Annotated in this window: 15 protein-coding genes and 1 pseudogene; 5 read left to right on the forward strand and 11 right to left on the reverse strand. The window is 48.8% G+C overall.

All coding sequences use genetic code 11. From position 1 onward, the window contains the following. Nucleotides 1-5: 5 nt before the first annotated feature. The 8 genes from sufB to IEY53_RS08940 all read right to left on the reverse strand — a co-directional run bounded on the left by sufB (nt 6) and on the right by IEY53_RS08940 (nt 7251). Entirely contained in the window at nt 6-1403 is a 1398-nt protein-coding gene (sufB, locus tag IEY53_RS08905; protein WP_189024043.1) for a Fe-S cluster assembly protein SufB, read from the reverse strand. A 25-nt stretch (nt 1404-1428) separates the two neighbouring features. Continuing rightward, the gene (gene sufU, locus IEY53_RS08910) at nt 1429-1860 is read right to left on the reverse strand and encodes a Fe-S cluster assembly sulfur transfer protein SufU (protein WP_189024045.1); all 432 of its coding nucleotides are present in this window, start codon (nt 1858-1860) and stop codon (nt 1429-1431) included. Continuing rightward, on the reverse strand, nt 1847-3073 hold the full coding sequence (locus IEY53_RS08915) for a cysteine desulfurase (RefSeq protein WP_189024047.1): 1227 nt from the start codon (nt 3071-3073) through the stop codon (nt 1847-1849). The genes sufU and IEY53_RS08915 overlap by 14 nt, the downstream gene beginning before the upstream one ends. Next, nucleotides 3070-4371 (reverse strand): Fe-S cluster assembly protein SufD, encoded by a 1302-nt coding sequence (gene sufD, locus IEY53_RS08920; RefSeq protein ID WP_189024049.1) that lies wholly within the window; start codon nt 4369-4371, stop codon nt 3070-3072. Before sufD ends, IEY53_RS08915 begins: the two co-directional genes overlap by 4 nt. 28 nt (nt 4372-4399) lie before the next feature. After that, nucleotides 4400-5182 (reverse strand): Fe-S cluster assembly ATPase SufC, encoded by a 783-nt coding sequence (gene sufC, locus IEY53_RS08925; RefSeq protein WP_189024051.1) that lies wholly within the window; start codon nt 5180-5182, stop codon nt 4400-4402. A gap of 228 nt (nt 5183-5410) precedes the next feature. After that, nucleotides 5411-5986, reverse strand: coding sequence for a DUF1802 family protein (locus IEY53_RS08930; RefSeq protein WP_189024053.1), 576 nt, complete (start codon nt 5984-5986; stop codon nt 5411-5413). A gap of 226 nt (nt 5987-6212) precedes the next feature. Beyond that, nucleotides 6213-6674, reverse strand: coding sequence for a Dps family protein (locus tag IEY53_RS08935; RefSeq protein ID WP_189024055.1), 462 nt, complete (start codon nt 6672-6674; stop codon nt 6213-6215). 274 nt (nt 6675-6948) lie between these two features. After that, nucleotides 6949-7251 (reverse strand): YunC family protein, encoded by a 303-nt coding sequence (locus IEY53_RS08940; RefSeq protein ID WP_189024057.1) that lies wholly within the window; start codon nt 7249-7251, stop codon nt 6949-6951. A 244-nt stretch (nt 7252-7495) separates the two neighbouring features. On the opposite strand from IEY53_RS08940, the gene IEY53_RS08945 reads away from it, so the two are divergent. Then, nucleotides 7496-7999 (forward strand): hypothetical protein, encoded by a 504-nt coding sequence (locus IEY53_RS08945; protein WP_189024059.1) that lies wholly within the window; start codon nt 7496-7498, stop codon nt 7997-7999. Between the two features lie 118 nt (nt 8000-8117). Here IEY53_RS08945 and IEY53_RS08950 read toward each other — a convergent pair whose 3' ends face one another. Then, entirely contained in the window at nt 8118-8498 is a 381-nt protein-coding gene (locus IEY53_RS08950; protein WP_189024322.1) for a DUF423 domain-containing protein, read from the reverse strand. Between the two features lie 166 nt (nt 8499-8664). On the opposite strand from IEY53_RS08950, the gene IEY53_RS08955 reads away from it, so the two are divergent. Continuing rightward, on the forward strand, nt 8665-9156 hold the full coding sequence (locus IEY53_RS08955) for a hypothetical protein (RefSeq protein ID WP_189024061.1): 492 nt from the start codon (nt 8665-8667) through the stop codon (nt 9154-9156). A 57-nt stretch (nt 9157-9213) separates the two neighbouring features. Further along, nucleotides 9214-9679: pseudogene (locus tag IEY53_RS36280) on the forward strand (transposase); the annotation flags it as partial. Between the two features lie 192 nt (nt 9680-9871). Here IEY53_RS36280 and IEY53_RS08965 read toward each other — a convergent pair. After that, the gene (locus IEY53_RS08965; RefSeq protein WP_189024065.1) at nt 9872-10792 is read right to left on the reverse strand and encodes a ketopantoate reductase family protein; all 921 of its coding nucleotides are present in this window, start codon (nt 10790-10792) and stop codon (nt 9872-9874) included. Nucleotides 10793-10937: 145 nt separating this feature from the next. Here IEY53_RS08965 and IEY53_RS08970 point away from each other — a divergent pair, with 145 nt between their 5' ends. Further along, entirely contained in the window at nt 10938-11486 is a 549-nt protein-coding gene (locus IEY53_RS08970) for a TetR/AcrR family transcriptional regulator (RefSeq protein ID WP_189024067.1), read from the forward strand. A 219-nt stretch (nt 11487-11705) separates the two neighbouring features. Here the strand turns inward: IEY53_RS08970 and IEY53_RS08975 are convergent, their stop codons facing one another. After that, on the reverse strand, nt 11706-12596 hold the full coding sequence (locus IEY53_RS08975; protein WP_189024069.1) for a DUF8580 domain-containing lipoprotein: 891 nt from the start codon (nt 12594-12596) through the stop codon (nt 11706-11708). Between the two features lie 331 nt (nt 12597-12927). Between IEY53_RS08975 and yhbH the strand changes: the two genes are divergently transcribed. Then, entirely contained in the window at nt 12928-14085 is a 1158-nt protein-coding gene (gene yhbH / locus IEY53_RS08980) for a sporulation protein YhbH (RefSeq protein ID WP_189024324.1), read from the forward strand. Nucleotides 14086-14092 lie beyond the last annotated feature (7 nt).

Consider the following 14092-nt stretch of genomic DNA (forward strand, 5'->3'; position numbering starts at 1 on the left):
GATGGTTAGCCGATACTGCCCTCCATCTCAAACTTGATGAGACGGTTCATCTCTACCGCGTATTCCATCGGCAGCTCTTTGGTGAACGGCTCGATGAAGCCCATGATGATCATTTGTGTAGCTTCAGCTTCCGTGAGGCCCCGGCTCATCAGATAGAACAATTGCTCTTCAGAGACCTTGGATACAGTAGCTTCATGCTCCAGAATAATATTATCGTTCATGATCTCATTGTAAGGAATCGTGTCCGAAGTGGACTCGTTATCCAGGATGAGTGTGTCGCATTTGATGTTTGATTTGGCACCCTCAGCTTGGCGTCCGAAGGAAGCCAGACCGCGGTAGGTTACTTTACCGCCATGTTTGCTGATCGACTTGGAGACGATCGTTGAAGTGGTGTCCGGCGCCAGGTGAATCATTTTGGCTCCCGCATCCTGGTGCTGGTCTTTGCCTGCTACCGCGATGGAAAGTACGGAGCCTTTGGCACCGCGGCCTTTGAGTACTACCGCAGGATATTTCATTGTCAGCTTGGAACCGATGTTGCCATCGACCCATTCCATTGTGGCGTTCTCTTCGGCCACCGCACGTTTGGTCACCAGGTTGTAGATGTTTGGTGCCCAGTTCTGAATGGTCGTGTAACGAACGCGTGCATTCTTCATGCACAGGATTTCAACCACGGCGCTGTGCAGGGAATTCGTGCTGTAGATAGGAGCGGTACAGCCTTCAACGTAATGCACAAAGCTGTCCTCATCGGCCAGAATCAGCGTCCGTTCGAATTGACCCATGTTCTCGGAGTTGATACGGAAGTAAGCCTGCAGAGGCACTTCACATTTCACGCCTTTGGGAACATAGATGAAGCTGCCGCCCGACCATACCGCACTGTTCAGAGCGGCAAATTTATTATCCGTTGGCGGAATGATGGTGCCGAAGAATTTCCGGAACAACTCCGGGTGCTCGCGCAGTGCAGTATCGGTATCGGTAAAAATAACGCCTTGATCTTCAAGGTTCTGCTGCATGCTGTGATAAACAACCTCGGATTCATACTGGGCCGAGACACCGGCCAGGAACTTTTGTTCTGCTTCAGGAATCCCCAGCTTGTCAAAAGTCTCCTTGATCTCGGAAGGCACTTCTTCCCAGGTCTTCCCTTGTTTCTCGGAAGGTCTAACATAATACTGAATTTCATCAAAGTCCAGATCATCCATATTGCCGCCCCATTTAGGCATCGGCATTTTGTAGAATTGCTCCAGGGATTTCAAGCGGAAATCAAGCATCCACTGCGGCTCATTTTTGATCTTCGAGATCTCTTTGACAATCTCGGGTGTCAAGCCTTTACCAGACTGGAATATCGACTTGTGCTCATCACGGAACCCGTACTGGTATTCTTCCATATCAGGCGCTTTCTTAGCCATGGTGTCAGCCTCCTTGTTTCTGTTGTTATTGGTGTTGCTGTTCCTCGTCTATTCCTTTGCGAAGCGCGTTCCAGGCCAAGGTGGCACATTTGATCCGCGCCGGAAATTTATTTACACCGGACAGGGCTTCTATATCTTCATAGTCTTCAAAATCCACCGTTTCACCCTTCATCAGGTCCGAGAAGCGGTTCGCCAGTTCAAGCGACTGCGCTACGGTTTTGCCTTTGACCGCTTCTGTCATCATGGAAGCCGACGACATGCTGATCGAACAGCCTTCACCGCTATAACGCGCATCTTTGACAATGCCGTCCTCTACCTTCAGCTGCAGCGTAATACGGTCGCCGCAGGTGGGGTTATTCAGCTCAATCTTTAGGGCGTCATCTTCGAATGAGCCACGGTTCCGGGGATTTTTGTAATGGTCCATAATCACGCGTCTGTACAAATCATCCAAGTTCATCGGCAAAATACTCCTTTGTCTTGATCAAAGCACTGACCAGCCGATCTACGTCTTGTTCAGTGTTGTACAGGTAGAAGCTGGCCCGTGCCGTTGAGCTGACCTGCAGCCAGCGCATCAGCGGCTGGCAGCAGTGATGCCCGGCCCGGATAGCGATGCCTTGTGCGTCCAGCACAGTTGCGACATCATGCGGGTGTACATCCCCGAGATTAAAGGTTACAACTCCAACCCCGCGGCCCCGGGGACCAAAGACATTCAGGCCGTCTATCTCGGCCAGCCGCTGCTCCGCATAGGCTGCAAGCTGTTTCTCATGCTGGTGAATGGCTTCCATGCCGATCTCCTGCAGGAAATCTACGGCTGCGCCCAGCCCGACCGCACCGGCGATGATCGGGGTCCCGCCCTCGAACTTCCAAGGGAGTTCCTTCCATGTGGATTCATATAGACCCACATCATCAATCATCTCGCCGCCGAATTCTACAGGCTCCATGGCTTCGAGCAAGGCCTTTTTGCCGTATAGGGCACCGATACCGGTTGGAGCGCACATTTTATGCCCGGAAAGGGTGTAGAAGTCGCAATCCAGATCCTGCACATCCACCTTCATATGCGGAGTGCTCTGTGCCCCGTCAACGACAATGACCGCACCGTGACGGTGGGCAATCTCGGCCAGTTCCTTCACCGGATGGGTAACACCCATCACGTTGGAGACATAAGCGATCGCCACAATCTTGGTGCGATCCGTAATCGTTGCTTCGGCATCGGCAAGTGTAATGTTGCCATCCTGCTGAAGCGGAATATATTTCAACGTCGCACCTGTTCTTTTGGCAAGCTGCTGCCATGGAATCAGGTTGCTGTGATGCTCCATCAGCGTCAGCACAATTTCATCGCCTTCACCCACATTTGCAGCCCCATAAGAGGATGCCACCATATTCAGAGCGGTTGTTGTCCCGCGTGTAAAGATGATTTCCTTGGTGCTGCGGGCATTGATGAATCTGGCCAGCTTCTCGCGGGCTCCCTCATAAGCGTCCGTTGCCCGGCTGCCCAGCGTATGAACTCCCCGGTGTACATTGGCGTTATCCCACTCGTAATAGGATTTGACCGCTTCAATGACTTGACGCGGCTTCTGTGAAGTCGCCGCGTTGTCAAGATAAACCAGAGGATGTCCATTGATATCCTGGTTCAGAATGGGAAACTGCTCCCGGATGGTGCTGCTAATCATTGGCCTAACTTCCTTTCCACAAGAGATTGGAGCTGATTGCGCAGTCCCTCCAGTGGAATTTGCGACACTACGGGAGCCAGGAAGCCGTAAATGATCAGTGTTTCCGCATCATGCCGTGTAATTCCGCGGGACATCAGATAATACACTTGCTCATAATTGACCCGTCCTACGGAAGCGGCATGGCCTGCTGTAACATCATCCTCATCGATCAGGAGAATCGGGTTCGCATCACCGCGGGCTTTTGGACTCAGCATCAACACTTTTTCCGTTTGCTGTCCGTCAGCGCGGGTGGCACCCTTCTCGATCTTGGTAATACCGTTAATAATGGAAGTAGCCGCATCCCGCATTACCGCACGTGTGATCATGTCACTTGGCGTATTTTTGCCAAAATGCTGTGCTTGTGTAGTGTAGTTAAGCTTCTGTGAACCGGAACCTACAGCGATAACCTTGGCGTCGGAGCTGGATCCGTTGCCTTTCAGCACGGACTTGGTGTCACTTGCGGTATCACCATAGTTCATCTCACCGACGATCCACTCGATGGTTCCATCGTTCTCTACAACGGCCCGGCGGTAAGTCACGTCTGTGGTATCCACGCCAAGCTGATGCACGGTCGCATAACGGACTTTTGCACCGGCTCCCACAAATACTTCCACCGCACCATTATGCAGCCCGGCTTCCGTTTTGTCCGAAACATAGTTGTCTACATAAGTCACTGCACTGTTCGTGTCAGCCACGACCAGAATATGTGGAACAAAAGCCGCTTCCGCATCATCCGTCAGCAATACCGCCTGAAGCGGCTCCTCGATGACAACATTCTTAGGCACATAAAGGAATACTCCACCGTTCCACAGCGCCGCATGAAGTGCCGCTATGGAATGCTCATCCGGCTGCACAGCTTTATGCAAATAACGCTGAACCAGATCGCCATGCTCTTGAGCCGCAGTGGCCAGGTCCGTGAAGATCACGCCCTGTGCCGCCAGTTCCGGCGCAAGATGGGCATAGACCACACCCGAGTTGCGCTGAATAATCAAGTTGCCTTTTTCCTGATCCTTTACGAGCTCAGCAATAGAAGCAGGGGCCTCGTTCAATGCTGTCAATGGCTGGCTGGCTTTATAGCTGCCATAGTTGTTGACATTCCAGCGGTCTATCCGTGTTTTTTCCAGTTTAGGCAGCGAAAGGCCTGCTGCCAGTTCCAGTGCTTTCAAGCGGCTTTCTTTCAGCCAGCCCGGTTCGCCGCTGCTTTGCGATAATTCGCTAAGGCGCTGGGCGTCCACCGGAAGAATGGTTTGCGTCGTCATAAATTGGTCTCCTCCTTCCTGGCGTCTCTTACGCTTCTTGCCCTACAGTTTCGTCTTCAATGCCGAGTTCTTCCTTGATCCATTCATATCCGTCCGCTTCCAGACGCTGGGCCAGCTCAGGGCCACCGGATTTCACGATTCTGCCCTGCATCATCACGTGCACAAAGTCAGGCTTAATGTAGTTAAGCAGACGCTGGTAGTGGGTAATAACCAGGAAGCCGCGTTCTTCACTGCGCATGGCGTTTACACCGTCAGCTACAATTTTGAGAGCATCAATATCAAGACCGGAGTCGATTTCGTCCAAAATAACGATTTTCGGATCCAGCATCATCATTTGCAGAATTTCGTTACGTTTCTTCTCGCCGCCGGAGAAACCTTCGTTCAGGTAGCGGTGCAGGAACTCGGGGTTCATGTCCAATTCCTTCATCTTCGCTTCCATTTGACGGATAAAACGGATAAGGGAAATTTCTTTGCCTTCTTCCCGGCGGGAGTTAATGGCACTGCGCAGAAAGTCGGAGTTCGTCACTCCGGAAATTTCGCTTGGGTACTGCATCGCAAGGAACAATCCGGCGCGGGCACGTTCGTCTACAGCCATCTCCAGCAGGTCTTCGCCTTCCAGGGTTGCCGTACCTTCGGTTACCTCATATTTGGGATGTCCCATAAGTGCTGAAGCAAGCGTACTTTTCCCTGTACCGTTAGGTCCCATGATGGCGTGGATTTCGCCACCCTTCATTTGAAGGTTGATCCCCTTCAGAATTTCTTTTCCTTCAATCGTCGCTTTCAGTCCCTCAATGACAAAATCTGCTGCCATAATTATTATTCCCTCCATTGATCGATTTGCGAAATCAGAAAGTTGTATTGTAACAGGTCTTCCCTGATTGCCAGCACAATTAGATTTTATATCACATTATAATTATTATAAATTGAATCCCAGTGATTATCAATGATTCTCATTAATTTTATTACAAAGGCTTTATTTTTACAAACACGGTTTTACATTTTTCCCGCCGCTTTGTCACAAAACCACGCTGTTCTCCGCTTAAGGCTGCCCGAGTAAGGATCCGATCGCTTGGGCTTTACGCCCAAACTCCTCATCGCTAAGCACCGGTTTCAGACTCCCGGCCTCCGGAGGCGGCGTCAGCTCAATCCAGGAACGGCAGCCCGAATACTCCGGCAGCACCCGAATCTCGGCAGGCTCATCCAGCAAATATACACGAAGCAGCAGCACATGCAGCGGATCTTGGGCCTTCCAGCGCAGCCTTTCCGATGCCAGCCCCTCCGTCCACATATGATAAGGATACAGCAGCCCGAGCTGCTCCAGGGTGTGAACCTCCAGATCTGCAGCCACTTCTGCATAAGCTGTCAATCTGACTGTGGGGGCATTAGGTCTGAAATCAGCGAGAGATTGTTCCACAAAAGAGCGGTATTCCTTCTTAACCAAATCGGTGCGTTGATGCTCAAAAGTGGGGTATAAATAGAAAGAATGGCTTTTTAGCTCAAAACGACGGGTTTCTTCCTCAATCCCCCCCTTGCGGAGCAATATAATCTGCCGGCCCTCTGTCAGCGTGTTGATCGCAGAAGCCCATTCCTTAAGAGCCACAGGATTCATGTTCATCCTAGCATTCCCCCTTACCTTGTATTCATGTTCCATCTCACAAGCATTATATAGTTACCTGCAGATGACTACAAATCGTTTGACCAATTTGTTTACTAGTAAACAATATAACATTATTGATAACCATTATCAATTAAAAAATAAAAGCCTCCCGAAGGAGGCTTTGTCTGTATTTGGTATTCGGTGATTCGTTTCGTAACAGCAGCCGAAGCCTGCCGCTTTCGGATCAGCCCAGGAAAGAACGCAGCATCCATTGATGTTTCTCCAGGTCATTGCGGATCGTAGTGAACAGGTCAGCAGTCGGCTGATCGCCGGCTTGTTCTGCTACCTCAATACCTTCAGTCATTTCTTCCGACAGGGTGGCAAAGTCTTCAATCAGGGACTGAACCATTCCCCGCGTATCTTCTTTGCCGGTTGCTTCCTGAATGGAAGACAGCTCCAGATATTCCTTCATCGTTGCAGCCGGAGTTCCCTTGATGCTCAAGAGACGCTCGGCCACCTCGTCCATTTTGAGAGTAACTTCATCATACAGCTCTTCAAATTTTACGTGGAGGGCAAAAAATTGCTCTCCTTTCACATACCAGTGATAATTATGAAGCTTCACATACATGACATTCAGGTTAGCCACCTGACGGTTTAATATTTGTTCCAGTGATGTTGCGTTTACTTTATTGGATGCTTTAGCCATGAGTTTATCCCTTCCTTGTCCATTAATTTAGCCGGCTGCACGTCTTCATCCGGCCTGCAGTTGTCTATACTTATTTTACCCTTGTCTGCCCGGGACGAATCAAGGGGACCCCTGGAAACAGCCCCCTTTCGGCTGTGCCTGTACCCTACATAGCTTCAGCATTTGCCTCCAAAGCTTGTCTTATGTCAGGTATCCGTTTCCTTATCCATGAAAAAAGAGGCCCACCCGGGCCTCGTTAGATTTGTGGCGGCTGTACGCCGCTTGCATAAAGCTCTTACAGCATCCGCAGCAGGGCGTCGGACCCGCTCATTCCGGGTACAATGCCCAAGCTTTCTGCCGCATGTGTAACGGACTCCATAGGGGCTGCGAGCAGCTGCTCCAGGGTGCGGACCCCCACCGCCCGGGCAGCAATGATCTGGCGGTCTGCAAGCTTCTCATTAAGCAGCCCTACATCCAGCGCACCGCACATAATATAGCCCCGGCTTGTGCTGATGGACAGCAGTGTTGTTTTGGGCAGCTTGACTTCGACTCCGATCAGCACCTGATTCCCTACCTGGATAGGCTCCATGGTAACCAATGTAACAGCACCTCCTAATCACTTGGCAACAAAGCTCCTTGAAATTTCGTGATCCACGTTGTATGTGTATGCGTCCGTGCCTGCCGGGGTGTGGACAGAAGTCCCGTGCCACTGCTTAAAAGCAAGGTTCATAGGACCTAATTTACATAGGGTCAGGGTATATGATTCTGTTTTGTTTAGTGGTATAGTTTAAGAAGTTTATTAATATTTAAAGTATCGTTTCTAACGACTAGCTGGGGGATATATGGACAAAAAACTGCAAAACACGGACGGGAATTATCTTTTCAACGTCGATATTCTGATTAATGCCCGTACCAATCCGCTTGCTCTGCAATATTTGCTTGAAATGTTGAATAACAATGACAAGACCACAGATTTCAAAATCAATTCCGGTCTTGAATTAGGGAGAAGCATTGACAGTCTTCTCCGTTCGGCCAAATTGGCATTGCAACAGGAGAGTCCCCCTCCCGCACCCTTAAAATTGCCGGCAAAAGAGACCAAAAAACAACCCGGGCCCCCTAAAGGGCCAGCCGCCCATGAAACACCCGCTGATGCTTACGGCAAGCTCCGGACCTTCATTCAAAATAACCAGCTGGTGCGCTTGAGAACAAACCGCCGGGGCCAGCAAGTGTCCATGCCTTGCCGCATTCTTAATTTTGATGAAGCGGCTAATTCGATTAGTGTCTACCATGTGGATGAGAAGCAGGTTTATACCTTCAATTTGAATGAAATTGATGAATTCGATTAATCTGTGCACTACGAAACAAAGCAGCGATTCTCCCGTTATCCGGAGAATCGCTGCTTTGTTTATTTGCACAACTGCACTTTCGGCAGGTTGTATCTGGACAGTCACCACTTCTGTGCGATTATGCGCGCTTGCGTGAAATTGCCTCCAGAGTCAGGCATAACCAGCCGGCGATAAAACACACTCCGCCAAGAGGCGTAATGGCACCCAGCACTTTGATTCCGCTAATGCTCAGCACGTACAGACTTCCTGAGAAAAGTACGATTCCCGTTCCCAGGAGCCGCCCGGCCCAGCGCAGCCGGGCACTTTCTCCCCACTGTCCTGCGATCAGGGCAATCAGAATCAGACCAAGGGCATGAAACATGTGATATTGCACGCCTGTCTCGTAGACCTTCATATAATGCTCGCTGATTACCGGTTCCAGCAGATGTGCCCCAAATGCGCCTATGGCTACGGCCAGCATGGAGAGCACAGCCCCCCAGGCGATAAAAGCTCGTTGCATGATGGACCTCTCCTTCATAATGGACTCCTCCTATCTTAACGTATCGCCAAGGCTGATATCCACCCTCGTTATGGAAATAATCTTCATTCTGATGCTTGCTTTTGGCTTCAGGGTATGAAAAAGTAGGAACTAATCATTCAATATCATCTGTCAAGGAGTGTAGACCATGGACCCTAACTATCTATCCAAGTCTGACAAACAGGCTGACCCGCAGGATGAGGCCGCCCAGCAGGCGGAATCCCCTCCTGATCCGGCCGGAGGCTTTAGCCCGCTTTACACCGAGGCTCCCTCGCCCTATCAAGAAGAGAGGTATGGGCTTAAGCATTCCGGACCGGGCATAACCTCTTTTACAATCAGCCTGGTAACGCTGGTCGGCTATATCATCACGTTTATGATTGCCGGAAGCATGGCCGGTGCCATAATGAATGAAACGGATAATCTTACTGTCCGAACCTCCGAGTCGATCATGACACTCGGAATGGCGGTGCTGGGTCTTATCGCTCTGAACGTCATCGGAGTGATCGTTGGCATTATCGGGATTTCACTGCGGGGCCGCCGCAAAATATTCGGCATCCTAGGCACCATTCTCAACGGGGTGATTATTCTGCTGTTCATGCTGATGGTTTCAGCAGTACTAGTCAACGCCGGGGCGATGTAACCCGGGAGGCGAAGTGCCCCCCAAACACAAAACAGGGGTGTCCCGTAAGCTATGTAAATGGCTTTGGGGCCCCCCTGTTTTGTGGAGTTAGACCTTCCAGAACATCACCTCGTCCGTGTCGTAAATGCCGCCGTGAATCGGCTCGACGACGCCATCTTTGACGTTGCCTATCCCGGCAGTGGCTGCGACAGTTACCCTCCCAAAATGCTTCACAAGTCATTATTTACGCCCTACACCCAGCGCATCTATTCCTCTCGGCAAATCGCCAAAGCTACCCCAGGAAAACATTCCTTTCATGGGGTTGGCGGGACGGCAGTGCCCGGATCTTCGCACAATCAACCGTTTCCGCTCCCAGCGGATGAAAGATGTCCTCGAAACCGTATTCACTGCGTTCCTTCAGTTCCTGGACGGCGAAAAGTACATCTCTCTGGAGCATTTCTTTGTGGACGGCACCAAGATCGGGGCCCACGTGAATCGCTACACCTTCGTGTGGGGCCAAGCTGTTCGTAAGCATAAGGCCAGGACCTGAGCGAACTTGGCGAGTCTGGCGGGATCAGCAGTGAGAAACTTGAACACTGGCCCAGACGCTAGAGTCGCAACTGCGATTTTTTTCAATTGATGCTCGTGGATGACCGTTATGATGTCGTTTTGATCCTGTAGGCAACGCTTTTTCTCGGCGTATAAGCGTGTGCTTATTTTGAACGAACGGAAATCACTAAGCATGTATTTCCAGATCGATATCATTTTGATTTAAAAACTTCAATAAATCGTTATTCAACTGCACAACTTCATTGTTTGCTCTACTCGCATAATCCGGCAACATCATATCCTTAACCATTTTAGTCCGTAGCCATATCATAAAGAAAAAATCCAAAATCAAATTAGGGAATTTAAGCACAATTTTAAGTGCAGATGGATTAATAGCAATGCCAGCTTTTTGGATTGCCTTTAAATACGTTTTTAAAGTGATTGTTATTTTATGTGCCTTTTTTCTGGTTTTAGCTGTTTTTTCATCAATGATCTTATCTTCAGAATGTAAAACACTAATCATAGCAATGTCAGATACTGAATGTGTGATTAGATAAGCTTTCATATCCTGATTAATTGCGTAGGGAAGTTTTGCTGTTTTAAATAATTTTGCGAGGTTTTCTGTACGTTCTGTCACTAAACCACTAATTTCTCCAAACATAGTAGCCACTAGGACCTTTGGTGGAAACCGGGCATACAAAATTCCATCTTTAATCTGTCCGCCGGCACCGGGGAAAGCTGGTAAAAGTCTATCTCCAACAATATCCAGCCACGAAGAAAATCCAATTGAATTGCTAATCATCGTAACAATATTTTTGCTTTGATTGTCTTTTAATGCTAACAACGCTGATTCGGATCGATCGTAACGAACTGTAACGAAAATAAAATCATATACATCATCATTTTCAAGCGTATCAATGACATTTACTTTTATAGATTTAACCGCACCTTTTCCATTATATTGCAGGCCATTTTCTTTCAATGTTGTAAATCTATTAGAATGTGCAAACAGAGTGACGTCAATCCCTGCTTCAATGAATTTGATTGCGTATGCGCTGCCTATAACACCTGCACCAAAAATTAAAACTCTATTTTGTTTTGCTGACATAAAACCACCCCTATTTTTCAACATTTTCTTTTAATCATCAGACAACATGTTGTATAATGTGATCGTAGATCTTTATTATTCCTTTATCAACCATCAGTTTTTTATTATTTGTCGGATGATATTCTTGTTCGAATAGGAGTATAAAATGAAAAAGCAGCCCGAAACAACGGAGAAAACAAAACAAATTTTTATAGATGTTTTTTGTGAGTTATATAGCCAAAAGCCGATTGAAAAAATCTCCATTCAAGAGCTTGCGAAGAAGTCAGGATATAACCGCAGTACATTTTATCAATACTTTTCTGATATTTACGAACTGTTAGACTTTGTTGAAAATAATTTATTGAACTACATAAAAGAAGAATTGGCGAATAAAGCGTTATCTATGCACACGGTCCAAAATGCGCTCCATTGTTTGGACAAAAGGGAGTATCTCTCGATTCTCAATGCCCTCCTGGGCGATTATGGAAGCACTCGTTTTTTAGAACGCTTAAAAAGAGAAATCACCTTGGATAGATTGGAATTTAACTTTCCGCAAAACCATTCCATAACGCCGTACTTGATTGAGTTTTACCTCTCAACATCCCTTTCTTTATTTCGTCTTTGGCTCCAGCGACAAAAGGATTTATCGTCAGAAGAATTTTTCAAGTTAGTGGACAACCTGTATACAAAGGGCGTTACGCCCTATTCTAAATAATAAATCTACCATTCAAACCCAATCATTGTGTAGTACAATAAAAAAGCTCGCATAAGCCAGTTTACACATTGTGACCAAAAACGCAGAGCGGCGATCCTCCAATAACAAGAGGATCGCCGCTCTGTTGACTTTTACGGTTTTGAGCATGAAAAGGGTCTGTCTATGCTTGTAGATAATCTACTTATGGGACAGACTCCTAATTTGAATAATGAAGGCAGCCTATTGGGTCACGATGGAGTTCAGCGAGGCAAAGACATGCGGTCCAAACCCTTCCGAAGCTTCCCGCTGCGGAATATTCAGGATAAACACATAACCTTGTCCTTCAATTTCCTTGACGATATACTGCCGGGTCAGCTTGGAGCCGGTAGCACTCAAATACAGCCGGGCGTCTGCCATGGCCTCCGGACGTTTGTCTCCTTCCAGCGCCAGAACCTCACCGGTCTCTTTAAGCGCCTCCGTTCCCTCTTCCTTCAAATAATCCAGATTGAAATCGGACGGCAGCTTGGTAATCTCTGCATAATACCCGTCGTCCACTTTCATCGCCAGTTTATTGTTCGGGGCATCAAAGCTGAAGATATCAAATACATACAGGGCATACCCCTCGGCTGTGGCAAGCTTGGCTGTCTTTTCTTCCTCAGAGCCTTCCAGCGAAAGCTTCATCACCTTGGTTTCAGGCAACACTCCTGCTGCCGGGGACTGACTAGCCCCTTCGTCATTCATCAGCACGAGCTTGGACAACACGCGCTGCTTCACAGAGGGGTCCTCTCCTACTGCTTTCTCTATATATTCAAAAGCTACCGGATCATCTGTATTGAGGTCGTCCGCCGCATTCTCCAGCCCTTCACCGAGCTCAAAAGCGGTCGGGCCTTCCTTTGTCTCAATTTCTACAGAATGATTATCAATTTGCCCGACAAAAATGCCTGTGCCTTTAAGGAGCTGCGCTTCCGCACTTGGCGATGGACTCGGTGCCACAGCTGCTGTTGGTGCAGGCGATGCGGGTGCATCTGTTTCTCCAGGAGCATCGGCTGGTGTATTTCCGCTGCAAGCAGTTAATACCAGCGCCAATACGGCGACTGCCGCCATGGAAGGTAATGATCGTTGAAAAGTCATGTTGTCTGCCTCCTCCAATTGATCTGGTTGTATACGTTTTATACGTGCATAGTTACCTATATAAACGCGCAACCCGTACCCAAGGTTGCAAAAAATTATCCCGGGCACCTTATTACCCTTCACCAGAACTGCTCCCTGTAACCCTAAAGGAGCGGATAACTATTGTCCGCTCAGCGGTCCGTACATAGAGTAACCACGGGATTATCCGTTCCGGTCACATATCCCCCGCCCCCTTGAATATACTTTAGTTACAGCACTTGCTTGCAGCAGGAATCATTCGTTTCATACGGCTAGGTTCGCACCGGTTCATAATCCATGGGAGGTGGTCATCCTGTCGCATTCACCCGGCCCCTTTACGTTTGTGGTATCCAAAGAAGACTGGTCTCTTCACCGCAAAGGCCATCAGGATCAGGAGCGTCATCAGCAAAAAGTTAAAGAAGCCATCAGGGGGAATATGCCTGACCTCGTGACCGAAGAAAATATCATTTTGTCGGGCGGCAAGCAAATCGTGAAGGTACCCATCCGCAGTTTGGATGAATACCGGATCATTTATAATTTCCGCAAGCAAAAGCATGTAGGGCAGGGAGACGGCGAAAGCCAGGTTGGCGATGTGCTGGGGCGGGATTCACAGTCGGCCCAGCCGGGCAAAGGGGACAAAGCAGGCGATCAGCCCGGCCAGGACACCGTAGAAGCAGATGTGAACCTGGAGGATTTGGAGGATATCCTGTTTGAGGATATGGAGCTCCCCCGGCTGAAGCCCAAGTCGCAGGAGGAAATTGAAGTCAAATCCATTGTTTTCAACGATATCCGCAAAAAAGGCATGATGTCCAATATCGATAAGAAACGTACACTGCTGGAGAATCTGCGGCGCAACGCCGGCCGGGGCCAACCCGGCATTCACAGCATCAGTCCGGACGATTTGCGCTACAAGACTTGGGACGACATTATGATCCCCCACTCCAATGCCGTAATTATTGCCATGATGGACACTTCCGGGTCGATGGGTTCTTTTGAAAAATACTGTGCCCGCAGCTTTTTCTTCTGGATGACCCGCTTTCTGCGCCGCCAATATGAGAAGGTTGAGATCGTCTTTCTGGCCCATCATACGGAGGCCAAGGAGGTCAGCGAGCATGATTTCTTCACCCGCGGAGAAAGCGGGGGAACCATCTGCTCCTCGGCCTATCAAAAAGCGCTGGAGATTATCGATCAGCGGTATCCGCCCTCCAAATTCAATATCTATCCGTTCCACTTCTCGGACGGCGACAACCTGACCTCCGACAACGATCGTTGTGTAAAGCTGATCGGCGAGCTGCTGAAACGGAGCAATATGTTCGGCTACGGCGAGGTCAACCAGTACAACCGCAGCAGTACATTGATGTCGGCCTACCGCCATCTGAAGCATGAGCAGTTCATGCATTATGTCATCAAGGACAAAAAAGAGGTGTATCAGGCGCTCAAAACCTTTTTTGGCAAAAGGGAGCTTGTGTAAACCGGAT

This window comes from Paenibacillus albidus (genome assembly GCF_014644435.1).
GTDB classification, from domain to species: Bacteria; Bacillota; Bacilli; order Paenibacillales; family Paenibacillaceae; genus Paenibacillus_AQ; species Paenibacillus_AQ albidus.

What these genes read in the sequence shown, in the direction of transcription:
- sufU (WP_189024045.1), bottom strand. Translation starts at nt 1,860, where the DNA reads ATGAACTTGGATGATTTGTACAGACGCGTGATTATGGACCATTACAAA.
- IEY53_RS08945 (WP_189024059.1), top strand. Translation starts at nt 7,496, where the DNA reads ATGGACAAAAAACTGCAAAACACGGACGGGAATTATCTTTTCAACGTC.
- IEY53_RS08915 (WP_189024047.1), bottom strand. Translation starts at nt 3,073, where the DNA reads ATGATTAGCAGCACCATCCGGGAGCAGTTTCCCATTCTGAACCAGGAT.
- IEY53_RS08975 (WP_189024069.1), bottom strand. Translation starts at nt 12,596, where the DNA reads ATGACTTTTCAACGATCATTACCTTCCATGGCGGCAGTCGCCGTATTG.
- sufC (WP_189024051.1), bottom strand. Translation starts at nt 5,182, where the DNA reads ATGGCAGCAGATTTTGTCATTGAGGGACTGAAAGCGACGATTGAAGGA.
- sufD (WP_189024049.1), bottom strand. Translation starts at nt 4,371, where the DNA reads ATGACGACGCAAACCATTCTTCCGGTGGACGCCCAGCGCCTTAGCGAA.
- IEY53_RS08930 (WP_189024053.1), bottom strand. Translation starts at nt 5,986, where the DNA reads ATGAACATGAATCCTGTGGCTCTTAAGGAATGGGCTTCTGCGATCAAC.
- IEY53_RS08955 (WP_189024061.1), top strand. Translation starts at nt 8,665, where the DNA reads ATGGACCCTAACTATCTATCCAAGTCTGACAAACAGGCTGACCCGCAG.
- IEY53_RS08965 (WP_189024065.1), bottom strand. Translation starts at nt 10,792, where the DNA reads ATGTCAGCAAAACAAAATAGAGTTTTAATTTTTGGTGCAGGTGTTATA.
- IEY53_RS08935 (WP_189024055.1), bottom strand. Translation starts at nt 6,674, where the DNA reads ATGGCTAAAGCATCCAATAAAGTAAACGCAACATCACTGGAACAAATA.
- sufB (WP_189024043.1), bottom strand. Translation starts at nt 1,403, where the DNA reads ATGGCTAAGAAAGCGCCTGATATGGAAGAATACCAGTACGGGTTCCGT.
- IEY53_RS08970 (WP_189024067.1), top strand. Translation starts at nt 10,938, where the DNA reads ATGAAAAAGCAGCCCGAAACAACGGAGAAAACAAAACAAATTTTTATA.
- IEY53_RS08950 (WP_189024322.1), bottom strand. Translation starts at nt 8,498, where the DNA reads ATGCAACGAGCTTTTATCGCCTGGGGGGCTGTGCTCTCCATGCTGGCC.